This is a genomic window from Candidatus Methanodesulfokora washburnensis (assembly GCF_003947435.1).
GTDB classification, from domain to species: Archaea; Korarchaeota; Korarchaeia; order Korarchaeales; family Korarchaeaceae; genus Methanodesulfokora; species Methanodesulfokora washburnensis.
Genome location: NZ_RCOS01000049.1, coordinates 1 through 21,732 on the forward strand (window position 1 = coordinate 1; position 21,732 = coordinate 21,732).

A 21,732-nucleotide genomic window follows, 5' to 3' on the forward strand; every position below is an offset into this window, starting at 1 on the left:
TGAAGGCTGATACGGGGATGAAGAAAGATGGGGAATTCTCACAGGGAATCAATTAACGTGGCAGTGCTGTCCATAACAAGCTTTGTGATAGACTCAGCATTCAGCTCTTGGTGGGTGATACTTCCTCTATATCTAGAGAGACTGGGCGCTAGCGTGGCTGAAGTGGGCATGAGTTTTGCTGTTATAAATGCTGCATGGGCAATATCCCAGCTTCCAGGCGGCTTTCTCTCCGATAGGTTTGGAAGGAAGAGGATCATAGTGATATCCACATCGACTTTCTCCCCTCTTTTACTCCTGCTTCTCTTCTTAAGGAACTGGCTTCCTGCTGCCCTAGTCATAACAATACTTTCTCTTTTCGCCGGCCTGCAGAACCCTTCCTTTAGCTCAATTATAGCTGAATCCTCTGGAAAACTGGGTACTGCAAGAGCTTTCGGCATTTATAATTTCCTGATGAATCTGGGGTGGGCAGTCGGGCCGCTAATAGGTGCTTTCGTAATTCCCGCTTATGGCTTCGATCCTCTCTTCATATTTGGTGCTCTTTCAAGTGCTTTATGCCTCATACCGAGAATTCTGCTACTCAAGGAGACATCTGGAGAAATGAAGTTGAAATTCTCGAGGCCATTAAGAGAGTTTTATTTGCCTCTGATCGTTTCAATATCTGTTTTCAATCTTGCAAATGGCGTGATCTCACCGCTTATACCGATTCATGCCGAAAAATACATGAAACTCACTCCCGAAGAGATAGAGCTCATGTTCTTCACAGCTCAGCTATTTACATCAATCTTCAGCTTGATTGCTAGTTCTTTTGTCATGAAGGCCGGCGAATTTAAGGGCATGGTTCTGTCCTTTCTTTTCTCCGGGATTTTCTCCCTTCTCTGGTTTTTCTCGTGCTCATACATGGCATTTGTCCTTTTCTCACTCTACTACATCTTTCTCTTCGCATTAACTGAGGTATCTTTTGGGACAGCTTTAAGTAAGATAACAACAAGGAGCAACAGGGCAACAGCCTTTGGAACAGCAACCGTGCTAGCAGGTCTGTCAAATTCAGTTGGTGCATACATGGGAGGAGGTTTGTGGGAGAGCTATCAGCCCATGGTTCCCTTTCTTCTTGCACTCTTCCTTATGCTGCTATCTCCAGTATTTCTGATAAAATACATAAAGCTTGAAACTCATCAGAGTACAGTAGAGCTACATGCATGCGCGCACATTACATTATCAACTGGATGATAAAAAGATAAAAAAGCTATGAAGGGATCTTTTCCTCGGGCTTTGATTGAGCTTTCTCCTCAGGTTTCCATGTCAGCCCCAGTATGCCACCAACTAGGCCTAGAACTAGGCCAAGGACGAATCCCATACCTGAAAAGATGCTTAGAATTGAGGAGATAAGCACCATAACTGAGCCTGCTTTCACCCTGCCTTGTTCCTCGCTTCTGATCATGAAGGCACCAATTATCGCAATTATCCCGAATATCAGCCCGAGAAGGCCCATAATGGTCATCATGCCTCTGATGTACCCGATCATAGCTGGTCTAGTCTCTCTAATCCAAGGAAGAGCCATGCCAATAATGGCACGTGCGGCTATCATAAATATTCCACATAACAGTATCAGGACGCCTGCTATCAAGGAAAGAACGAAGGCTGCTGTAGGTTTCTCGCCCATATTATCACCGTCATACCAAGCAGTAATGGGATAAAAACTTTCCCATAAGTTTAAGATTGCTTCTTAGAAGAGGAACTGGCAGTTTAAGTACTGCTTAGGCTTAGCTCAGATAGTTCTTGGAGTTCACTTCTATCTTGCGGTCTCACCACCATCTATGACAACGCAGCTCCCTGTTATGTAAGAGGATTCTTTGCTTGCTAGGAAAGCGAATAGAGCTGCTATTTCCTCTGGAGATGCATGCCTTCCAATTGGTATAGTCTTGTTCACCTCCTCTATCATCTCTGGAGTGTATTCAGCCAGCTGCATCGGTGTGAGAACGTAGCCGGGACAGACCGCAACTACCTTGAGCCAAGGAGCGAACTCTAAAGCTAGAGTTTTGGCTAGGAGTATGAGTCCAGCCTTAGAGGCATTGTAGTGCGCATAATAGGGATGTCCCCTCATGCCGTTTGTCGACGCAGTGAATAGTATAACGCCTTCCCTCTGCTTCTCCATCATCCTTATTGCCTCCTTGGCGCAAAGGAAAGGTCCTGTTAGATTGACATCTATTACCCTCTTCCACTCCTCATAGCTTATTTTGAGAAATGGAGTCCTGTAGCTTATTCCTGCGTTCGCTATAAGCACATCTAAACCTCCTAGCGTTCTTTCCACTTCAGAAAAGGCCTTAGATACCTGATCTGGGGATGAGACATCAGCTACTGCCCCTCCGGAGATCCCTGGATTCTCCCTAAGCACCTTCTTCAGGCCCTGTTCGTTGACATCTATTATGAATACCCTTGATCCCTCCTCAACAAATCTTTTTGCTGTAGCCAGACCTATACCACTTGCAGCTCCCGTTATAACTACTCTCTTTCCCTTGAGATCCGGGTACATAATCTACCCTGTGCAGTTACAAGAAAAATCTATGCTGAGAAATCTTTACAATAGATTACTTTTGATAAAATGTAGATGCTTTCATGGCTTAAAACCGTAGAATTTACTGGAGAAGCTATTCAATAGATCCATTCATGGAATTAAGGTGTCTTAGATCTGATAAAAATACCAGAATCCCTGAGGGGCTCTTTTTCAAGAAGATAAAATTTATAATGCGTTGATGATGATGCAGTGCTATGAAGAAATATGTATGCGGCGTATGCGGCTACGTATATGATCCCATGAATGGAGATGACACAAGAGGGATTAAGCCAGGCACGCCATTCGAGGAGCTCCCTCCTGACTGGAAATGTCCTATCTGCGGTGCTCCCAAGAGCAAGTTCCTTCCGCTGGATGAGGAAATGAAGTAATAACAAATATTCCTATAACCTCAGTGCAAACATGGAGGGAGTCAGCTCTCAAGCGTAGAAGCTGGAACAGCCTTGTAAACAGTGTACTCCCTATACCCAGTTATCACCTTGTAGTAGCCTGAGAGCTCGATGTCAAGGGACTCATCCCCTGTATCTATCAGAAGAGGCCTTCCCCTGAGGGATTCAAGCTTTCCTCTGGTGGCCACTATTATCACATTTTCCTTCCCTATTCTCCTCAGGACATCCGGGCTTATCTGCTGGTTCCCCCTCCCAAAGACATAGCCCTGACCGCCTATTGGGGTAACTACAACCTTGGCCTTCCTTCCTGAGATAAGGTATATTATCTGCCTCTCATTCAGATCCTTTCCTATTAACTTTCCATCGAGGATTGCATCGACACCTAAAGGGCTGAAATCCAAGTTGAGCAGTTTCATCACTTCTTTAGTCGTGCTTCCAGGTCCTATCAGGTATATAACGTCGTTCTCAATTATATCGAGGAGCTCAGCAGCTATAGCTTCTCTATCATAGCTCTCTGAATGGGATGAAGGAACCTTACCTCCCGGAATATAACTGGAATCGTAAGGGATCTTAAGATAACCATAGAGCTTAACAGATAGTCTTCCCTCCCTGAAGGAGTCCTCATCTATGTCCAAAACCTCTGCCTCTATAATGTCATTTATCTCTCCTCTCAGGAACTTTAGGGCAAGCTCTCCCCCTGTCTTCGGGCTGGTTGAGAAAACTGAGGAGTAGACCTTCACACCAGCTGGTATACCTAATGTTACCAAGCTTGTTCCTATGGATCTGCACACATCCCTGGCTGTGCCATCCCCTCCGACGAACAGAAGGATATCCACTCCAACATCTTTCATGTCCCCAGCTGCCCTCACAGTGTCATCAGCTGTTGTCTCCTCGCCTATGCTTCCCATAATCTTCGGGTTGAATCCAGCTCTTTTTGCCGCATTCTCCCCCATCTTATGGGGATAAGTGTAAATAACTAGGGAGTTTTTGATTGGCAGCAGAGCCTTCAATGCCTCAACAGCTCTATCCTCAGCCCAGGGCTTAGCCCCGAGCTCTATTGCCTTTCTGAGCATCTCAGGCCCATCTGTTCCCTTTAGGCCCACTCTCCCTCCCATTCCTGCTATGGGATTTACTATTAACCCTAATTTCTTCAAAGCTTACCACCATGCTTTTTGAGGAATAGTCTCCATGTTATGGACCACTTCTTTGGATCCGAGAACCAGCTGTTGTCCTCTATCTTATGGATGACGCTTCTATGTGGCGCATTAATTACTGTTTCCGGCTCCTCATAGGCTTCTCTAAAGACCTCCTTCAGGGCCTCAATGTACTCATCGAGCTCCTCCTTTGAGTAGGACTCAGTTGGCTCTATAGTTAAGGGCTCGGGTATTATCCATGGATGGTGGCTGGTCCAGAGATGGAACCCGAAGTCAGCCATCCTTCTTATTACATCCTCAGCTCCAACTCCAGTCTCGTCCTTGAGCTTCTTAAGGCTGTATCTGACCTGCTCTATCCTTCTCTTGTTTGCAGGATATGAAATATCAGCTCCTCTTATCTCCCTCAGTATTCTGTGCATCACGTAGTTGTTGTTCAGGACAGCTATTTCAGCCACTTCTTTCAGTCCCTCCTCCCCTAAAGCCATTATCCATGCATAAGCCCTGACCACTACAGGAAATACCCCGTAAAACTCCCTCACCTTCCCTATGGTATCTGGAAGATCGTAGTTCAGGTAGTAGAGCTTTCTTGCAGGATCGTAATCAACTACTGGAACCGGTAGAAAGGTCTCAAGCTCCTTTCTGACGCCAAGAGCACCCACAGCTGGTCCTCCACATCCATGAGGGGATGAGAAGGTTTTGTGGAGGTTGAAGAAGCCCATATCAAAGCCGCACTCCCTTGCCCTGACTATACCTATTATCCCGTTTGCGTTCGCCTGATCGTAGCCGCAGAGCCCTCCAGCTTCATGCACTATGTCGCAGAACTCCTTTATCCTTGGGTTGAATATTCCTGTGTCCTCCGGATTTGCCACTATCATGCCTGCTGTTCTTCTAGACACAGCAGCCTTTAGGGCTTCCACATCAGGTATTCCCGTCTCTGGGTCAGGATAGATCGTTATCACCTTGAATCCCTTTACTGCTGGAGCTGCCGCATCCGATGGATGGGAGAATATCGTTGTTATTATCTCATCCCTATCTTCGCCTCTCTTCTTGTGATAAGCCCTTATTATAGAGGCCATTGCGAATATGGCTTGTGATCCTCCACCAGGCTGGAAGCTGAATCTATCTAACCCTGATATCTCCCTCAGGAAGAGATCAAGCTTGTACATTATCTCCAGGGCTCCCTGAACAGTCTCCTCATCCTGATATGGGTGAAGCTCCCTCACCATTGAAACAAATCTCTCATTCACCTTCGGGCTGTACTTCATTGTGCAGGTTCCCTGCCCTATATCTATGTTCAAATCAGCCCCCAATGTCTCTTGGGATAGCCTCAGATAGTGCTTTAAGACCCTCATCTGGGATATCTCAGGAAGCCTTGGTGGATCCTTTCTTCTCATGTGCTCCGGAATTGAGGAGAGGACATCTCCAACCTCCCTCTTTATTTTGTCATCTACTGGTATAAGGATCCCTCTCTCCCCCTCATTGCTCAGCTCGAATACTATTGGCTCCTCCCACCTGGCCTCATGGAATCCCTTTCTAACCCTGACAATCCCCATTCTCTCACCCCAGAATCCTTTTAAGGGCATCAGCAAGCTTATCTATGTCCTCCTTCATGTGAACTTCGGTGAAGCAGTAGAGAGCTGAGTTCCCCAGCTCTGGGAAGTGCTTCCTCAGATCTATGCCTCCGAATATTCCCTCCTTAAGAAGCTCCTTGTTTATCTCCTCAACGCTTTTTCTTTCAGGAAACTCGACAACGAACTCCTTGAAGTGAGGAGCCCTGAACTTTGGAGCCTTGACGCCATCTATGCTTGATAGGACCTTCATTGCATACATTGATCTCTGGAGTATGGCCTCGCCCAGCTCCCTAATGCCTTTGGGACCAAGAAGGGATAGATAAACAGCAGCTATTATCCCATGGGATGCTGCAGCCGTTCCAACAAATTCCTTAGCTTTTTCCCTCTTCTCAAAAGATGTTCTCTCAAACAGAACATCTCCAAACCCATATTCTACCTCTTTTACAGTTTTTGCAAGGCCAAACATCCTGTATGGTATCTCTCTGATGAATTTTTCCTCATCCCTAGTGGCCAGAAAGCCACCAAGGCCTCCTCCGAAGTTCATATGAATTCCAAGCGGTTGAAGATCCCCGACTGTTATATCAGCTCCATAGTGGCTTGGCGGCTCCAATACCCCCAATGAGCTGGGATCAACCCCAACTATGCATATTGCCCCTGAATCATGGGCTATCTCGCATATCTCCTTTCCTCCAGTCTCTATAAACCCGAGATAGGATGGGTTTTCGAGGTACACTGCTGCTGTCTCTCTTGATATCTTTCTCTTGAGATCCTCCAGGTCAATCATCCCGGTTTCTCTGTCGTAATCAACCTTGATCAGCTTAAGGGCTGGATCAACATAGTTGTTTATCACAAGGAACCTCTCCGGGGATATAGTTCTCGGTATTATCACCTCTCTCCTTCCGTTTATCCTGTGGGCCATTCTCATAGCTGTGCCCGCAGCATGCCCCCATGAATATATCGGAACTGTAACTACATCCATGTCAACAAGCTCGGCCATCAGGCTTTCAAATTCAAAGAGGGCTTGCCATCTCCCGTGATCCTCATAGGGATCACCTGCATAAGCTGTCAGGAACTCAGCCCTTCCAGCTATCTCATCGCATATAGCCGGGACGTAATGGGGCCATGTCCCTCCTCCCTTGAAGCACAGATAGTCCTCACAGGTTATATTTCTGGAGAGAATCTCCCTCATATGCCTGTACAGCTCATATTCGGATTTCAGAGGCTCTGGAAGGTTCATTTTTCCCCTGAACCTTATCTCCTCAGGTATGCTTGCGTATAGCTCCTCTATGCTCGATACCCCTATATAGGAGAGCATCTCCCTCTTAACTCTCTCAACCGAGTTTGGAATGTAGGGATGGCTCATGCTATACCACCTCCATCCACAACTAATGTTGCTCCAGTTATCCAGCTGGCCATACCGCTTGCCAGGAAGAGCACAGCATTTGCTATATCCTCAGGTCTCCCTATTCTGGCTAGAGGCCTGTTTGAAGCATCCTTCAGGAAATCCTCCCAGCTAATCCCGAGCTGTTTGGCTTCACTCCTGAGCATAGGAGTGTCAACATCTCCAGGAGCAACGCAGTTAACCCTTATACCATTTTTTCCATGATCTATTGCCATAGCTCTAGTCATGTTCACCAAACCGCCCTTGGAGGCACAGTAAGCCACTGCCTTCGGGCCCCCCTTCAGTCCCCATCCTGAGGCTATGTTCACTATGCTCCCACCTCCTCCCCTGATCATATACGGTATTGAGTACTTTGAAACAAGAAAAGGGCCCTTGAGATTCACGTTCAGAACTCTATCCCACTCCTCCTCGCTTGTTTCAACAGCATCCTTCCTTATTATAATACCAGCAGCATTTACAACTATGTCTATCCTGCCGAAATCCCCGTAAACTCTATTAACTGTCTCCTTTACCTCCTCAGCTGATGTCACATCGCATCTGTAAAATCTGGCCTTATCCCTTCCTATCTCATCCAGCAGGTCTTCGCACTCCTTTATGTCTAAAATCGCCACCTTGGCTCCTGCCTGAGAGAGCTTGAGGGCTATGGCCCTTCCTATGCCGGAGGACCCTCCAGTAACCAGGGCTACCTTATTCGATAAGGAGATCTGGGGATAGGAGCTCATAGGGGATCTGGTACTTATGATAAAAAAGTTTTACCATGGTTGCGATGGCTAGCTGAAATTCGATTTATAACACAGGTACTATTAAATAAATTTGTTAAACTTATATGCTCTAGAACATCTCGTTTAGCAACAGCTTGCTGCACGATAAGTTTATAAGTCGTAGCATGCTATAACTATAGTGATATTGATGAGCAGCTTTGATGAGAGGAAGGAGATCCTGAAGAATGTGATAAAGCTCCTCCACAGTGGATCGAGTGTTGAGGAGCTTAAAGAGAAATATGGGGATTTATTATCCAAGATATCTCCATTTGAAATCCCTTTGATCGAACAGGAGCTTGTTAAGGAGGGAATAAGCATAAAAGAGATCTTAAACCTCTGCGATCTGCATGTAGCGCTTTTTAGGGATTCCCTAGCTAAAAGGGAGCTTAAAGGAATACCTGAGGGTCATCCACTAGACCTTCTCATTGCTGAGAATGAGGAGCTATTGAAGTATGCAGAGGTTCTTGGGCTCTATGCGAGAGCCCTCAAGGAGGGAAAAGAAGAGGCTGTTAAGTTCATAGAAGAGCTCCTCAATGAGTTGAGAAAAATAAGAGTGCATTACAGGAAAAATCAGATGCTCATATTCCCCTATCTCGAGAGAAGGGGAATAACTGCTGTTCCCAGAGTCCTCTGGGGCAGGGAAGATCAGGTAATAGCGAAAATGAGGGAACTAAGGGAGGCTATAGAAGAGTTCAAGGATGGAAAGAGGGATAGAATGGAGAAAATAGCATCGCTATCGGAGGAAATATCCAATGAAATAATGGATCTGATATTTAGAGAGAATAAAATCCTCTACCCATCCTGCTGGGCCCTCTTCTCAGATGGAGAATGGGCTGCAATACATGAGATCGCTGAGGATATGGAGTTCATAAAGCGCAGAGGGGAATGGTCACCTAAAGCTGAGCCTGTATACCCCTATCAGCTGATACCTGAGGTTAAGGATACATCAATGTTGCCTGCGGAGATCAGAGCTCTGGCTTCCTCTGCAACACCGGATAACTATGAGATAAGGAGGGAAGGAGATATTGAGATAAGCACCGGCTTCTTAAATGCTGAGGAACTGGAAAAAATCCTCAGGAATCTGCCTATTGAGCTCACATTTGCAGATGAGAACGACAGAATCAGGTTTTACACGGAGTCCTCCATGAGGACTGGCTTCATCAGGACCAAGACCCTAATAGGAAGGAGGCTGAACTTCTGTCATCCGCCAAGGTTAGAGAGCTATGTAATGTTAAACATCAAGAAGATAAAAGAAGGGGAGTTCCCCTACAGGGAGTTCTGGACGAGATCTGGGGATAGGATCCTGAGAGTTATAGTAGCCGGCATCAGGGATGATGAGGGAAGATATCTGGGAACTCTGGAGATGGTTGAGGATATGACGGAAATATTGAAGAACCCTGAGGAAATAATGAAAAAGGTAATGGTTCTCTGATGAGATTTTCATTATTTTTATATTTTTTGTGTATATAGCTAAAAAAGTTTTACGGTAAAGGCTGAGGATCCTAGTTCCATTGATGATCCAAGTTCTCTTTCGAGATACAAATGTGTTGTCTTAGATTATCTTTACTCAGGTATCACCAGTTTTCCTCATCTTCATCCTTGTACTCGGACATATTCCACGGGAAGTTTCCCCAGCCTTTCTCCGGTTCAGCCGAGAGATCCAGATCGTTGACCTCCCTTGTGACCTCTATCCTCCTCTTCCTCATATACGCCTCCTTCTTTATCCCCCTCCTTCTATCCACCTTCCTTATCATTATTTTGGTGTCCTCTATAACAGCTCTCTCTGAGTATCTCGAGCATCCGCTGTATGATGCAGGGAATAATGGAACTATGCCCTCCTCCTCAAGTGAGTTTGCTATCTTTTGTAGTGCATAGCTTAATGCAAGGACAAAGCCAGTAAGCCCGGCCGTGGTGACTCCCAGCAGAAATAGAAATGAAAAGATCGCGATCGCCAGCCAAGGGAAGATGATAAACGGGATAAGAAAGGGAACTAGAAACACAATTGCCCACTCGTTTTTCTTCAGCCAGCTCTCCTTCTTTGCCTTCCTAGATCTCCTCCTAGCCACGCTGGTCTACATTTTTCCCCATATTTTCCTTAAAAACTTATCTACTATTCAAGTAATGCCTAAACAATGTTAAATGGAAAAAGCAGTGTATTATACAGCAATTAAGTGCTATGTATACTTCCAGATTCCCGATACTTTCCAGCTACTTATTACTCTCCTAGAAATTGGCTTTCTTCTCCAAGAGTAAACAAGATAGATCTTTCCCCGAGATGGAATTTTTTGTTTAACAGTATTCAGAGACAGGTTTAACTCTAATAACTCAAGAAAAATCCACAACCCTAAGGAAAGTTTTTTATTATTTACTTGCTGCCATCTAGGGGGCTAAGAATGTTCAGCAGAAAGGTAATGCTGTTCATTCTTGTGATCCTCATCCTTCCTGTTTACATTTCCTCAGCTCAGTACTATCTCAGGGTTGAGTATCCAATAGCTCCGGGTTTCTATTTTGCTGAGGTAAATGGAGTGAAGATATATGATCCCTCCCAGACGGTCTATGTAAATCCAGGCGATAGCATAGAGGGCTTTTTCGATGTCAAAGTTGTTAACATCAGGGGAGGAGCTTGGATAACTCCTGTTATAGGAACTGCTAGCTGGACCAGAGGAGACTTTCAATGTATTACTTCCGATGCCCCGAGCGGTGAGAGCATTCAGTCCTATCACTTCTATCTTAAGGCTCCTGAAACTCCCGGAACCTATTACATAGGGATATTTGCTGGCTGGATGTACAGTTGCGCTGAGGTTGCATCAAATGACCATCCTCCTCAGTTCAACGATGGGGATGATGTCTGGGACATGAGTCAGAGCGACTGGGAATCGATAATCTCCACTGGCAGCGCAACAAAATATAATCAGCCCGGAAGGGCGATAAGGATAGTTGTTCAAGGTACTACACCGCCTCCAGAGCAAGTTAGCGTTGACGTTTGGACTGATAAAGGAGGAAAAGGAGTAGGAAATTACAACGGAGGAACTTACAGCATAGGGGATGACATAACACTGTACTGCTCCGTGAACGCGGATGTGGACTTCCTAAAGGTATGGGTAGAGAAGCCCAATGGAACCACTGTTCTGTTTGAGGGAAGTGCAAAAGCAGGAACGTATGAGTTTCATGGGAAGGTTGGAGAGCCAGCGGGTGAGAGGATGCTAAAAGCATATGCCTACAAATCAGGTCAGACAGCAAAAGATGAGACAAAATTCTATGCTATTGCCGCAAACAAGCCACCAGTAGCAGACTTCTCATACAGCCCCTCAAATCCCTTGGCTGGAGATAAAGTGAGCTTTTATGATAGATCATACGATCCTGATGGAAGTGTTGTCTCCTGGCACTGGGACTTCGGGGATGGGACTACCTCTTATGAGAGGAATCCAACTCATGTATTCTCCTCATCAGGATCCTACACAGTTACCCTCACAGTGAAGGACGACAAGGGGGCCGAGGGAAGCATCAGCAAGACTGTATATATGGGCAAGAAAGAGGAGAACAAGCCTCCAACTGCATACATAGATTCAATATCCCCCAATCCAGCCTATGAGGGCCAAACAATATCCTTCAGCGGGCATGGATACGATCCGGATGGGAAGATAACTGAGTGCGATTGGAGGGCTGATGGAACAGTGCTGAGCAGCTCATGCTCTTTCACCACATCCCTTCCTCCAGGAAAGTACACGATATACTTCAGGGTCAAGGATGACAAGGGAGCATGGTCCAAATGGGTATATGCCGATCTAGTGGTAAAGGAAGTTTCGACAACAGAGAGATTAAAGCTTCTAGAAAAGATTCAGGGTATATACGAAGAAGTTTACAAGTCATTGGATGAGGGGAAGATTGCGCTGGATACTCAGATTACATTTGAAAATATGTTTATTGATATGTGGAAAGATCTCATTGAGATCTTGGGAAGCGGAGACATAGACAGTTTGGACACTGTGAAAAAATTATTTGAGATGATGATAGGAGCTATAGAAAAGCTAGATGAGGAGGGCAAACTCTCTTTCTTGCAGTTGAGACTGATCGAATTGAACAAATATGGAATTAAGGATAAAATTAATGAATTAATAAAATTAATAGAAGAAGAGAAACAAGCCTTACGCAATGGAGATCTTAAGAGAGTAGGGGAGGTGCGTGATAAAGAAAGAAGGATCCTGGCTGAGATCCAAGTAAATTTAGGACCAGTTAAAAGTCATATAAGCAATCTTATGAGGAAATACACGGAATCTTTATGTGGGCAAGAAATAAGTGAATGGTGGAAGGAGTACTCCATGAAAAAGGGAGAGAAAAGGACTCGTACCATTACACTCAATGAGGAGTCGAATGAAATAATTGTCAGTATACGTGTGGAAAACAGACCATGGCTGTTCTGGGGAGACTCCTTCAAGGTGAAGGTTTCAGATCCCTTGGGGCTGCTCCCTACATTAGGAGTCCCTACAGAGGTTTCGGTAGCAGGGGATGGTGATATTCTATTTATTGCCTGGAAGGATCAAACTAAATTGGATTCGCTTCGCAAGATATATAAAGACCTCAATCAGGTAGCTAAACTGACAGTTGAGGTGGAATGCGAGAATCTAATGAGCTTCTTAGGGTCGGGCTGGTTTCCAAAAGAACCTGATGTGAAGGTGATAGTTAAAACAAGAGAAGGCTGCGGAACTGTTGAACATCCAACAAAATATGAAGAATATGCTTATAATTACTTAAATAACTATATAACACTTTTAGAGAAAACAGCAGAAGCCAATCTCAGGCTGTTGAGCAAAGGCTAGAGAGGAAAGCTATGCTATTTTCTTCTTTCTAATATTTTGATCCATATAATTCTTGGCAATACGCACACATCTTCGATTTTATCTCTGTATAATTCTTCAGAAACTCTGAAAGAGCACTTCCCCCTGCTTTTAGGGGCTCCTTGAAAATCTGGGCTGATTCATCAGGGTAGAAGGTCAGACCCCAGCCATCCCGATTATATTCTCCTCTGCGGCGAAATCCCCTAAATGAGATGCGAGGGTTTACGGGCAGATTAAAGGACATCCCCAAGCTCGCACATATCCCTATTTTGAGCTCATTATTATTTAAGCTTTAATTAAGTTGTTTAGATGAATAGCATTGCCACACTGTCATCTTCACTTTCCTTTTATTATACTGTTGCCTGCAATTCCACAGACTTTATAAGCATCTGTGGATTTATATTCCACATGGGATTCCTGAGGGAGATAACTGAGGAGTATCTGGGAGCACTTCAGTATGTGAAAGAGGTTCCAAGGGATGTAAAGCTCCCCATCAGCAGGGATATAGTGGCGCTGGTTGGACCAAGAAGAGCCGGAAAGACTTTTTTAATGCTAAAATCCGTTAAAAACCTGCTGGACTCAGGAAAGCAGGCTCTCTACATTTCCCTCGATGAGCTTCAGATCAGAAGGATTGATGTCAGAAAGCTGGCTGAGATGGCAAGAGAGGAATATCCCAGAGGTGAGATCCATCTGTTTTTGGATGAAGTTCAGGAATGGGAGAACTGGGACAGCAAGCTTCGCTGGCTCCACGATGTTAAGGACTTCTTCCTGTATGTGACGGGCTCCTCCTCCGCTCTTCAATCCTCTGAGATACCAAGCAGGCTTAGGGGACGTTATACCTCAGTTCTCCTTCTTCCCTTCTCTTTTCGCGAGGTTTCTTTTCGGGAGAAAATTGACACAGTCACTTTCAGGGAGAGGGGTGCTATCAAGGCATTGCTCAACGATTATATGACATGGGGAGGATTTCCTGAGGTATGGAGTTACAGAAGCAGGGAGAAACTGGTTTCCCTTCTTGAGACGATGTTCTACAGGGATGTGATGGAGAGGCACAGGATAAGGGAGACCGCTGTTTTCCTGGAGCTTGCCCGTCTGGTGATATCAAGCTATTCATGTCCTGTCACATGGCACTCGCTTCGCAAGGCCATGAGAGCTGCGGGCGTTAATGTGGATGTGAAGACAGTGATGAGCTATGTGGAGTACATGAGGCAGGCAAACCTGTTATTTTCCGTTAAAAGGTTCACTTATTCCGAGAGAGAGGCTATGGCATCGCCCAAGAAGATATATCTGGTGGATCCTGGGATAGCCACACTTCTGGAGAAGCCGATGGATAGAGGGAGAAGGGCTGAAAATTTAGTTTTTTTGGAGCTGGTCAGGAGGGGATATGAGCCGTGCTACTATGTGACGAAAACTGGCAAGGAGGTGGATTTTGTCACAATGAGGGAAAGAATTGTGGTTGAGGTGGCCCTTGAGGACTGGGAGAAACATATGGGAAAGTTGGCTGAAGCAGCAAGGGAACTGGGGGTTGATGAGGCAACTATAGTTACATGGGATGCAGAGGGGGAGGAGAGGGCAGGGAACTGCAGGATATTTTTAGTACCCCTATGGAAGTGGCTCCTTCAAGAAGCCAAAAAGTAGCTTCTAACTCTCCCTTAGATACCAATTGTATCAAGTTTTCAATTGAGTTCTCTTTATGCTTTCTTATCAAATTTGAGTGCAAAAATATAAATAGACATCTGTTACATTCCCTACTAGGTAGGGATACGCTGATGGCTGAGATTTGGAGTATCATCCTCCCGAACTTGGGCTGGATAATCACTCTTATCGCACTTTTAGGGGTTTCCTATAAGATTGGTAGGTGGATGCAGGAAGTTGAAGGTCGGCTCGAGAAGCTTGAGAAAAACCCAATTATTGTTGCTGGCAATAAACTCTCGGCTAAAGCCCTCTCTCAGAAGTCTGATCTCACTCAAAAGAATGAGAAGTAATGCGCTTCTTATCTTTTTTTAAAATTTTGGATAAACAAAATCTTAAATAAATATTAGAAGAGCTTAGAGGATCATTCTCAGAAGATTCATCGGGCTCTTATCTAAATGTATTTCTCCGCCGTCTGCAATAAAAAACGATTTTTAGCCTTTTTCTTGATCATTCAGAACTTTCATTGCTTAACTCCTCAAGAAGATCGCTTATACCTATCATTTCAAGGGCTGTTATCTTCCCAGTCTTCTCCTCTGTGAAAAGGGTTACCAAAGTTCTCGTGCAGAGTGGCTCTCCAACCTCCTGCTCATCTGGCTCGCTGAACCTTATGAACAGAAGGTTGTGATCCCTGTCAAGATAGACCTCTGTGACCTCTCTTGGAAGAGTTATCCCGCATTTTCTCTCCAAGGAATCTATTAGCCTCTTCAGATCCAGCTCCAGCAGTGTCTTCAAACCCACCTTCTCACTATACTTAAGATACTTTGCTTGATTTATAAGGTATGCTGTGACCACGTCATCGCCTACAGCCACCATGCACAAAAATTTATCACCGAGCTTCTGCAGTAAGTACTTCACATCATGTCGTACTCTATCCTCATACATTTCATCTGGCTTCTTAATTCGAATCTCGTTTTTTGTTTTTAGAACCTTTAGCATGGAATAAATTTTTATAAGAAATTCATAAGATCTTAATGCACCTTGCTATAACATGGTTCTGCTCATTCGATCTGGGAAGACAGATAGATGTGAAGAAGGTGGGAGAGAAACTGCTATCTTCAGGAATAGCAGAAGCAATGCTTTCATATGATGAGAGAGGAATGCCATTAATAGAGCCAAAAGAAATGCAAGAACTCAATAATATGCTCTATTTGATGGGAAGAGAGGATATTGTCCTGTTTCAGGGAGGAATACAGAAGAAGTTGCAGATTTGTCAGGCTAAAACTTCGGGGATTTAAGGCCACTATACTTGATGTGGATTTGGAGATAGAGGCTTACCTTACAATTCACAAGGCTGGCTTTGCTGTGTTAAGCTTCTGGCTTTTCACGGATAAAGGCATCAAGCTGGAAGATACAATAAAGATGGAGGATCCATTCTCACCTTTTAGAGCAAGAGAAATTTGGACAGGGTTTCTAGACCATATTAGAAAGTGTAAAATGGTTCCTGAAGAGCTTATTGATAAAATAGGAAGAGGGGAAGAGTTCACGACGTCGATTGAAAAGATACATAACCTCTACAGGAGCTTCGTACAGTCCGTCATACATGATGTTGACTCATGCGAAGAGTTGAAGAAGAAAATAAGGTACTCCATCACTGGAATATCGTTAGTAGTAGCGATATTCGATGTGGACCAGCTAGATAAGTTCCTGCATAATCACAGAAAGGAGCTTCACGGAATGCTGGCTATAGAGGAGATGTGGGACTGGGTGAGCGAAGCTTGGATAAGTGATGCCATGAAAAAGAACTTGGCATGGAGAGAGGGATGGCACGTGTACATAGGAAATGGAAGAGCTCTTCTGATAGTCTCCAAAGAGGCCAATGACAGACTCAGAGAGAGATTAAAGAGGAAGATTAAAGAGAAAATTCCGGATATTATATTCGAAATGGGGCCATCTGAGCTTTTACCCGGGCTTCATCCACCATATACTATAGTTTTCGATAAGGAGAGGATAGCAGAAGAGGAGCTGAGAAGAACTTGGAAGTATCAGCTCAGGGAAATAATGCTGGATCTAACCACAATAATGGAGAACCTCTCGCTGCAAGAAATAATGCTGAGAACCTATGATTATATCCTAGGAGAAAAGATGCCTAAATCGATAAAAGGATTATCCACTCTAAAAGAGGAGATATCTAAGGCAATAGAGGAGTTTCTGAATGTTAGGGTCTGGAAGCCTCTGACTGCCAAAAAGTGGATAGAATTCGGAAAGAATGTGATGGGAATAGATGAGATGTACAAATCCATCAGAAGAAGACTGAATCTTGTCGAGAGTATGATAAGGACACTTTACGATAAGATGTTTAACTGGCTGATCCTGCTGCTAACGACTGTATCAGGGTACTTGCAGATAGTCGAGCTTGCAATTCTTACAGGGTTTAATGCAAAATGCATAATAGAAGTGTGGGGTGTATGCATAAAAGCATTAGGTGTTGCTCTTCTAGTATTCACTATTTTTCTTTTCGTTTTTTACAGGAAAATTAAGAAGATTTCATGAAAATTGTATAGGTAATTAGTGAGCAAAATATGTATTTTTGAAAGACTCTTGAATTCCTAAAAAATACTTATACCATTCTCTCTTAACCAGTTATCAGCTTAAAGTCCTCCTCCGGAATTTCCCTCATTGCCTTTCCCATCAGATGGCCGGTCCACTTTTTCTTGTTCTCTATAAATTTCAATTTCGGTATCAGCTTCTTGAATTCAACAGGCTTCTCAAATATCTTGACAGGTTTCAGCTTTATCCTCAGAGGGAATGTCTCACTTCCCATTTTTGGAGGAGGTCTGAATATCCTCGAGGAATCCCTGAAAACCTCCGAAGCTGCCTCATATAGTGCTACTATCTTAGGCCCCTCGACCTCCTTTCCCACACTTCTCTGCTTCACGTAGATGAGGAGAAGATCGCCCGGCTTAACCCTGGATATCGTGTTCTTATGCCTCTCAGGAACTCCCCATATATTCTTCTCCTTTATAACCCTCCAGTTCTCCTCCGTTGTTATGCAGAGCCAGTAGGTCATACATCAAAAAGGACCTGGTTTTATTTAAAGATTTGGATTGTTCGACTTTGCTCAGTTTTGTGCTGAAGCTAATCTAAGGAGAGATGACCTATAGAAGGACTTTATCCCGCTTGTCGAGTTTTCAGCTAATTGAAGATTTTTCCCACCTCTCAACTCTGCCTTCAATCACCATGAAAATCGGATTGGGCTCAATATCTTTGGGGTCTAAATTCTTTAACTCCTCGAATTTTTCTCTATCGCGCATTTCTAATTTTCTCAATAAATGAGCGAATTCGAACTCCAGCTGCCCTCGAGTCACCTCAAGTACTCCTAGAAGCTCAATGTCCCTTATTTTAGAGCTATCGAATGAATATCCCCTCCTTCTTGCCTCGAGATAAATCTGAAAGAGGTATGCATCGATTAAATCGAGCGGTCTATCGTACTCTTTAAACCTCAAGAGCTGGGGGTGATTGCGATAACCTCTTGTCTTCCCCTCAAGGACTCGCTTAGCCAGGAGCCCTTCCCTCCAAACGGCAACTAAACCGATGCGATCCAAGTACTTGGGATGGATTGACCAGAGCCTCAATCCTGATCTCGAGATGAGCTCATTAAGATAATATAAAAATAATTCTGTAAATTTTAAAATAAATTTCTTTTTCTATAAGCTTTTAATGCTATTTAGCATCTTCATAACTGGATTCTTCTCCTTATCCACCCTTACGCCAATTCTCTGCGGCTTATAGACTTTTCCTCTTTTTCAGGATAAAGCTTTCTTATCGCTGAATTCCGGTGGATTTCCTCATTTTATTGCTCTCTCAGACTCTATTACCCTATTCACATCAGGATCTAGATCATAGTATGCGAGATCCTCCTTCAAGGCTATGGCTGCATGAATTGAGTCGAAGAAAGATAGATTATACCTTTTTCTCAGCTTGGCTGCATATGCTGTGCACTCCATTGTGAGAGGAGGATATAGGGGTCTTGAATACCTCCTCACTATCGAATCCATCGCCTTGAGGACATTTTCTATATCTCTATCATCCAGTCCTCTCGACTTGAGTATCAGAGAGCTCTATGGGAGAAGCGGGGGATATAAATATCCTTATCCTTTGGCTTTTTGCGTTTCTTAAAATTGCGCGCGCACTCTTTGGATAAACCTAGGAAAGCAGGAGAAAAGGGCAGAAAATTTAAAAACTTTGGATTCCAGGCTGAAGGGGGCATGAATGTCCCTTTCCGAATTGAATAAGGTAGTAGAGCAGCCTGAGAGATATTTTCTATCCAGCTCAATAGTAAAGTGCATTTCTTACTCAGATTACTTTCCACTGAGGTTGGCTGTTAAAAGAACAGATTGTATAAAAAGCCTGAAAATCCCGGAGAGAATCCTCCGAAGGCTTCCGAATGTCCCCATAGTGAAGGGTTTATCGAAGATGGGCATCAAGGTTGAATTTGAGAAAAGGGGTTTTCTTGCATCTCTTCTACTGGGAAATCTATGGATTTCCTCATCATTTACGTGCAGGAACTGCTCCTTAACAGGTGGCCAGATCACTGATGGATATAGTGAGGCAGAGGGCTATGTGGGATTTGTGGAGATCCATTTCCCGTACAGGAATTATGTCAAGGGGAGGATCAAGGCGAAAACCAGGGGGAGATTGAACAGGATGTTTGCAGGTATAGAGGTGAAGCTTGATAACGATGTTCTTAGGAGGAGGATTGAGGACGATGATGTGCTGATGGAATTGCTCAGGGAGTCCTTTGAAAGTTCTATCGTTTCATGGGACAGCGGAATAACTCTCAGCGTTAAAAAGATGGATGAGAGAGAATATAATGTAATTGAGTTCACATTGAATCGGTTCACTGACAAGCACATTAACGACCTAATTAAAAGAGGAATTGATTTTCGAAAGGCTCCGGAACTTGTGTTCGATATAGCCGAAAGAATAGCCCGAAAAGTGCTTTAAAGGGCTATAAAATTAATTTTTGGAAGTTAATCCAAGGGGAAATTTCAAGCAGGACATTCTACAGGATATTCATTATCTGAGATCTCTTTCATCGCCTGCTTTTCCGCCACTTTTCTCAGACTTCTGTCAAAGGAAAGATCGCCAAGCAACTTTTCCAGCAGCTTAAATGGATCCTCTGCTTTTCCTATCATGATGCTCCCCTCTTTCCCATCCTCTTTTATGTTCACCTTCTCCCTTATATCCTTTGGAAGGGTTACCCTTCCTCTTCCATCCACCTTTGTGATACTACATTGATGGATCCTCATTTTTAATTTTTCCTCTAGAGACTAGTTACTGGTATTCAAACTAACTCCACAAGCTTTCTTGAAAAGCACGATCTGCTGTAAATTGACCTCTGGTAGATTTCTCGCTTCTTTTTTAATGTCTGCATCGGAAGGGTTGGGGATTCTCTTTCTATAGTCGAAGAAAGTAGATATGCCTCATGCTTTTCTTATATTCCTTTGTGTTTTGATTGTTCGAGAATAAGGTTTATTACTTCCGCAATGGAAGTTACTTTCGGTGCGGAAGTTGCTATTCGATCCAAGACCGAAGGTGTCAAGAAGGGATTTATATGACTTCGAGGAGGAACTGAAGACATTATCTAGGTATTTGGGAGAGCCATTAACAGTGGTTTCCGGGCTAAGGAGGACTGGAAAGACCTCCCTTGTGCTTACAGCTTTGAATGAAAGCGATAAACCTTATGTCTTCGTCGATCTCAGGGAGGGATTTGCCTCTTGGAGGGAGCTCTACTCTTTGATTTCTAGGAGCTTCAGCGAGTTTGTTGAAAGAGCTTCAAGATGGGGTAAAGTAAGGGAGATATTCCTAAAGCTTGTTTCTAGGTTAAGAGGCGTGTCGGTGCTAGGCTTTGAGGTTTCTGTTAACTGGCTGCCCGAGAAGAGGCCCCTTTTAGGAGAGCTCTTTGATGTGCTTGATGAGGTTGGGGAAAAAACTGGGGAAAAGGTTATTGTGGTTTTTGATGAGTTTCAGAGGTCTCAGGGCCCTGTTGGGGCATCCCTTCACGGTGCAATAGCACATTCCTATGATTTCCACAGAAACCTCTCGTTTGTGGTAACAGGCTCGGAGATGGGCGTGCTTTATGGCATTTTAGAGAATCCTGAGAACCCTCTTTACGGCAGGGCTTATCTAGAGGTTAAAACCCGAAAGCTCTCAAGGGAGGAGTCGCTGGATTTTCTAAACAGGGGATTTGAAGAAGCAGGATTTAAAGTGGGAAATGAGGTGGAGAGGGCTGTTGAGGAGCTTGATGGAGTTATCGGATGGCTCACCTACTACGGCTATCTGAAGGTGAGCGGCAGAGGTGATTTTGATAGCGTGATGAATGAGGCTGTTGGGCTGGCAAAAAGCGAGCTTGAGTCCTTTCTTGCAAGAAGGGTGAGCAGAAGGTATAGAGTGGTTTTAAAGCTGCTTGCCGAAGGTGTAACAGAGTGGGGGAGGCTGAAAAGGGCAATTGAGAACTATGAGGGGGTGGAGCTGAGCGACAGAGTGCTATATGAGGTGCTTCAGGGCTTGAGAAAACACTCAATCATAGATGATGAGAACAAGTTTACGGATCCCGTGGTTAAGAAAGCTGCTCAGCTTCTCTAGGGCATAGCAGCTCCATGCGTAGAAAAACGATTTCTCTCTTAACTAGCTATCATCTCGAAGTTCTCCTCCGAGATCTTTCATTAAGCTGTTATGCTAATGATGAACTTGTAGATTTTTTCAATTAAGGTAGCTAAACTGCCTATAGTCGACAGATCTTTTATTCTTTCCCAGGCTCTGCTGATAATATCCTTATCTGGCTTTTCCTGCACTATTTGCGCTTTGATTGTCTCAATATTGGCTAGATATTCTAGTTTTTTATCCTCAGGTATATTGCTTATTATTATTTTAAATTTTAATTCCTCAAGAAGTGGATAAAGTTCGCTGAACTTGTGATAGACAATATTTTCATGCCCTACCACAATTACGCTGTCCTTGATGTTTTCGAATACGAGACCACCAAATTTCCCCGTAAAATCAAACTTTGAGGGTGGTTCAAAGAAATGTAAACCGACATCTGAAAGTTCAAATCTGACAGCTTCTACTTCAATTTTTTGCTTGGGAAGCAATCTTCTTTTTCTAATCTCTTTAACTAAACCATTTTTGATAAGAAAATCCAGATTAGCGACAACTTCACTTTCTTTTATGCCATGCTTTTTCAGCTCCTTTTTGATCTCACTAACTGTTGCACCTATTTTCTCCAGGCTCCTTGCCCTCTTTCTTTTCTCATATAGAAACCTTAAAATTAATTCCCTGACATAATCCTGAGGTGGAGTAGATCCCATACTCAATATAAGCTCAGATCTTATATAAACTAGAATTTACAGTACAAATAGT

The 21,732-nt window shown here is 43.9% G+C and carries 24 protein-coding genes; 10 read left to right on the top strand and 14 right to left on the bottom strand.

What is annotated here, in order from left to right; genetic code table 11:
* Positions 1-27: 27 nt before the first annotated feature.
* The gene (locus D6D85_RS03080; RefSeq protein ID WP_125670612.1) at positions 28-1,227 is read left to right on the top strand and encodes an MFS transporter; all 1,200 of its coding nucleotides are present in this window, start codon (positions 28-30) and stop codon (positions 1,225-1,227) included.
* Positions 1,228-1,243: 16 nt separating this feature from the next.
* Here the strand turns inward: D6D85_RS03080 and D6D85_RS03085 are convergent, their stop codons facing one another.
* Both D6D85_RS03085 and D6D85_RS03090 read right to left on the bottom strand, forming a co-directional pair.
* Positions 1,244-1,660: a DUF4064 domain-containing protein gene (locus D6D85_RS03085; protein WP_125670613.1), complete on the bottom strand. Its 417-nt coding sequence runs from the start codon at positions 1,658-1,660 to the stop codon at positions 1,244-1,246.
* Positions 1,661-1,789: 129 nt separating this feature from the next.
* Entirely contained in the window at positions 1,790-2,530 is a 741-nt protein-coding gene (locus tag D6D85_RS03090) for an SDR family NAD(P)-dependent oxidoreductase (protein ID WP_125670614.1), read from the bottom strand.
* Positions 2,531-2,766: 236 nt separating this feature from the next.
* On the opposite strand from D6D85_RS03090, the gene rd reads away from it, so the two are divergent.
* A complete protein-coding gene (rd, locus tag D6D85_RS03095; protein ID WP_125670615.1) occupies positions 2,767-2,940 on the top strand; it encodes a rubredoxin in 174 nt (57 codons plus the stop codon).
* 41 nt (positions 2,941-2,981) lie between these two features.
* On the opposite strand, the gene D6D85_RS03100 is transcribed toward rd, so the two are convergent.
* From D6D85_RS03100 to D6D85_RS03115, 4 genes are read right to left on the bottom strand one after another with little or no spacing between them, the layout of a single operon-like run.
* The gene (locus D6D85_RS03100) at positions 2,982-4,112 is read right to left on the bottom strand and encodes an ATP-NAD kinase family protein (RefSeq protein WP_125670616.1); all 1,131 of its coding nucleotides are present in this window, start codon (positions 4,110-4,112) and stop codon (positions 2,982-2,984) included.
* Positions 4,109-5,665, bottom strand: coding sequence for an aminomethyl-transferring glycine dehydrogenase subunit GcvPB (gcvPB, locus tag D6D85_RS03105; protein WP_125670617.1), 1,557 nt, complete (start codon positions 5,663-5,665; stop codon positions 4,109-4,111). Before gcvPB ends, D6D85_RS03100 begins: the two co-directional genes overlap by 4 nt.
* A 4-nt stretch (positions 5,666-5,669) precedes the next feature.
* Positions 5,670-7,046, bottom strand: a complete 1,377-nt coding sequence (gcvPA, locus tag D6D85_RS03110) for an aminomethyl-transferring glycine dehydrogenase subunit GcvPA (RefSeq protein WP_125670618.1) — start codon at positions 7,044-7,046, stop codon at positions 5,670-5,672.
* Complete coding sequence (locus D6D85_RS03115; protein ID WP_125670619.1) at positions 7,043-7,807, bottom strand: SDR family NAD(P)-dependent oxidoreductase; 765 nt, start codon at positions 7,805-7,807, stop codon at positions 7,043-7,045. Before D6D85_RS03115 ends, gcvPA begins: the two co-directional genes overlap by 4 nt.
* Before the next feature lie 187 nt (positions 7,808-7,994).
* Here D6D85_RS03115 and D6D85_RS03120 point away from each other — a divergent pair, with 187 nt between their 5' ends.
* Positions 7,995-9,278 (top strand): DUF438 domain-containing protein, encoded by a 1,284-nt coding sequence (locus D6D85_RS03120; protein WP_125670620.1) that lies wholly within the window; start codon positions 7,995-7,997, stop codon positions 9,276-9,278.
* 142 nt (positions 9,279-9,420) lie between these two features.
* On the opposite strand, the gene D6D85_RS03125 is transcribed toward D6D85_RS03120, so the two are convergent.
* Positions 9,421-9,912, bottom strand: coding sequence for a hypothetical protein (locus D6D85_RS03125; protein ID WP_125670621.1), 492 nt, complete (start codon positions 9,910-9,912; stop codon positions 9,421-9,423).
* Positions 9,913-10,239: 327 nt separating this feature from the next.
* Between D6D85_RS03125 and D6D85_RS16960 the strand changes: the two genes are divergently transcribed.
* The gene (locus tag D6D85_RS16960) at positions 10,240-12,663 is read left to right on the top strand and encodes a PKD domain-containing protein (RefSeq protein ID WP_125670622.1); all 2,424 of its coding nucleotides are present in this window, start codon (positions 10,240-10,242) and stop codon (positions 12,661-12,663) included.
* Between the two features lie 28 nt (positions 12,664-12,691).
* Here D6D85_RS16960 and D6D85_RS17195 read toward each other — a convergent pair whose 3' ends face one another.
* Positions 12,692-12,931, bottom strand: coding sequence for a class II glutamine amidotransferase (locus D6D85_RS17195; RefSeq protein WP_373695739.1), 240 nt, complete (start codon positions 12,929-12,931; stop codon positions 12,692-12,694).
* A gap of 158 nt (positions 12,932-13,089) precedes the next feature.
* On the opposite strand from D6D85_RS17195, the gene D6D85_RS03140 reads away from it, so the two are divergent.
* Positions 13,090-14,316 (top strand): ATP-binding protein, encoded by a 1,227-nt coding sequence (locus tag D6D85_RS03140; RefSeq protein WP_125670624.1) that lies wholly within the window; start codon positions 13,090-13,092, stop codon positions 14,314-14,316.
* A 131-nt stretch (positions 14,317-14,447) separates the two neighbouring features.
* Positions 14,448-14,663 (top strand): hypothetical protein, encoded by a 216-nt coding sequence (locus D6D85_RS03145; protein WP_125670625.1) that lies wholly within the window; start codon positions 14,448-14,450, stop codon positions 14,661-14,663.
* Positions 14,664-14,820: 157 nt separating this feature from the next.
* Here D6D85_RS03145 and D6D85_RS03150 read toward each other — a convergent pair whose 3' ends face one another.
* Positions 14,821-15,309: a hypothetical protein gene (locus D6D85_RS03150; RefSeq protein ID WP_125670626.1), complete on the bottom strand. Its 489-nt coding sequence runs from the start codon at positions 15,307-15,309 to the stop codon at positions 14,821-14,823.
* Between the two features lie 35 nt (positions 15,310-15,344).
* On the opposite strand from D6D85_RS03150, the gene D6D85_RS03155 reads away from it, so the two are divergent.
* The gene (locus D6D85_RS03155) at positions 15,345-15,608 is read left to right on the top strand and encodes a hypothetical protein (RefSeq protein ID WP_125670627.1); all 264 of its coding nucleotides are present in this window, start codon (positions 15,345-15,347) and stop codon (positions 15,606-15,608) included.
* A complete protein-coding gene (locus D6D85_RS03160; RefSeq protein WP_125670628.1) occupies positions 15,541-16,863 on the top strand; it encodes a hypothetical protein in 1,323 nt (440 codons plus the stop codon). The genes D6D85_RS03155 and D6D85_RS03160 overlap by 68 nt, the downstream gene beginning before the upstream one ends.
* 82 nt (positions 16,864-16,945) lie before the next feature.
* Here D6D85_RS03160 and D6D85_RS03165 read toward each other — a convergent pair whose 3' ends face one another.
* From D6D85_RS03165 to D6D85_RS03175, 3 genes are all read right to left on the bottom strand, one after another.
* On the bottom strand, positions 16,946-17,380 hold the full coding sequence (locus D6D85_RS03165; protein ID WP_125670629.1) for an EVE domain-containing protein: 435 nt from the start codon (positions 17,378-17,380) through the stop codon (positions 16,946-16,948).
* A 121-nt stretch (positions 17,381-17,501) separates the two neighbouring features.
* Entirely contained in the window at positions 17,502-17,945 is a 444-nt protein-coding gene (locus D6D85_RS03170) for a pyrimidine dimer DNA glycosylase/endonuclease V (RefSeq protein ID WP_125670630.1), read from the bottom strand.
* 213 nt (positions 17,946-18,158) lie between these two features.
* A complete protein-coding gene (locus D6D85_RS03175; protein WP_125670631.1) occupies positions 18,159-18,368 on the bottom strand; it encodes a hypothetical protein in 210 nt (69 codons plus the stop codon).
* A gap of 214 nt (positions 18,369-18,582) precedes the next feature.
* Here D6D85_RS03175 and D6D85_RS03180 point away from each other — a divergent pair, with 214 nt between their 5' ends.
* Positions 18,583-19,317: a hypothetical protein gene (locus D6D85_RS03180; protein WP_125670632.1), complete on the top strand. Its 735-nt coding sequence runs from the start codon at positions 18,583-18,585 to the stop codon at positions 19,315-19,317.
* A gap of 44 nt (positions 19,318-19,361) precedes the next feature.
* Here D6D85_RS03180 and D6D85_RS03185 read toward each other — a convergent pair whose 3' ends face one another.
* Positions 19,362-19,622 carry an AbrB/MazE/SpoVT family DNA-binding domain-containing protein gene (locus D6D85_RS03185; protein ID WP_125670633.1) on the bottom strand — a complete coding sequence of 87 codons (261 nt, stop codon included), beginning with the start codon at positions 19,620-19,622 and terminating at the stop codon, positions 19,362-19,364.
* A gap of 253 nt (positions 19,623-19,875) precedes the next feature.
* Here D6D85_RS03185 and D6D85_RS03190 point away from each other — a divergent pair, with 253 nt between their 5' ends.
* Positions 19,876-20,958 (top strand): AAA family ATPase, encoded by a 1,083-nt coding sequence (locus D6D85_RS03190; RefSeq protein WP_237558732.1) that lies wholly within the window; start codon positions 19,876-19,878, stop codon positions 20,956-20,958.
* 80 nt (positions 20,959-21,038) lie between these two features.
* Here the strand turns inward: D6D85_RS03190 and D6D85_RS03195 are convergent, their stop codons facing one another.
* A complete protein-coding gene (locus D6D85_RS03195) occupies positions 21,039-21,680 on the bottom strand; it encodes a hypothetical protein (protein ID WP_125670634.1) in 642 nt (213 codons plus the stop codon).
* Positions 21,681-21,732: the final 52 nt, after the last annotated feature.

Excerpts from the sequence above, each read along its gene's own strand:
- D6D85_RS03155 (WP_125670627.1), top strand. The coding sequence starts at position 15,345 with ATGCACCTTGCTATAACATGGTTCTGCTCATTCGATCTGGGAAGACAG.
- D6D85_RS03165 (WP_125670629.1), bottom strand. The coding sequence starts at position 17,380 with ATGACCTACTGGCTCTGCATAACAACGGAGGAGAACTGGAGGGTTATA.
- D6D85_RS03180 (WP_125670632.1), top strand. The coding sequence starts at position 18,583 with ATGTCCCTTTCCGAATTGAATAAGGTAGTAGAGCAGCCTGAGAGATAT.
- D6D85_RS03150 (WP_125670626.1), bottom strand. The coding sequence starts at position 15,309 with ATGCTAAAGGTTCTAAAAACAAAAAACGAGATTCGAATTAAGAAGCCA.
- rd (WP_125670615.1), top strand. The coding sequence starts at position 2,767 with ATGAAGAAATATGTATGCGGCGTATGCGGCTACGTATATGATCCCATG.
- gcvPB (WP_125670617.1), bottom strand. The coding sequence starts at position 5,665 with ATGGGGATTGTCAGGGTTAGAAAGGGATTCCATGAGGCCAGGTGGGAG.
- D6D85_RS03140 (WP_125670624.1), top strand. The coding sequence starts at position 13,090 with ATGGGATTCCTGAGGGAGATAACTGAGGAGTATCTGGGAGCACTTCAG.
- D6D85_RS03145 (WP_125670625.1), top strand. The coding sequence starts at position 14,448 with ATGGCTGAGATTTGGAGTATCATCCTCCCGAACTTGGGCTGGATAATC.
- D6D85_RS03115 (WP_125670619.1), bottom strand. The coding sequence starts at position 7,807 with ATGAGCTCCTATCCCCAGATCTCCTTATCGAATAAGGTAGCCCTGGTT.
- D6D85_RS03195 (WP_125670634.1), bottom strand. The coding sequence starts at position 21,680 with ATGGGATCTACTCCACCTCAGGATTATGTCAGGGAATTAATTTTAAGG.
- D6D85_RS16960 (WP_125670622.1), top strand. The coding sequence starts at position 10,240 with ATGTTCAGCAGAAAGGTAATGCTGTTCATTCTTGTGATCCTCATCCTT.
- D6D85_RS03120 (WP_125670620.1), top strand. The coding sequence starts at position 7,995 with ATGAGCAGCTTTGATGAGAGGAAGGAGATCCTGAAGAATGTGATAAAG.
- D6D85_RS03085 (WP_125670613.1), bottom strand. The coding sequence starts at position 1,660 with ATGGGCGAGAAACCTACAGCAGCCTTCGTTCTTTCCTTGATAGCAGGC.
- D6D85_RS03090 (WP_125670614.1), bottom strand. The coding sequence starts at position 2,530 with ATGTACCCGGATCTCAAGGGAAAGAGAGTAGTTATAACGGGAGCTGCA.
- D6D85_RS03185 (WP_125670633.1), bottom strand. The coding sequence starts at position 19,622 with ATGAGGATCCATCAATGTAGTATCACAAAGGTGGATGGAAGAGGAAGG.
- D6D85_RS03080 (WP_125670612.1), top strand. The coding sequence starts at position 28 with ATGGGGAATTCTCACAGGGAATCAATTAACGTGGCAGTGCTGTCCATA.
- D6D85_RS03175 (WP_125670631.1), bottom strand. The coding sequence starts at position 18,368 with ATGGATTCGATAGTGAGGAGGTATTCAAGACCCCTATATCCTCCTCTC.
- gcvPA (WP_125670618.1), bottom strand. The coding sequence starts at position 7,046 with ATGAGCCATCCCTACATTCCAAACTCGGTTGAGAGAGTTAAGAGGGAG.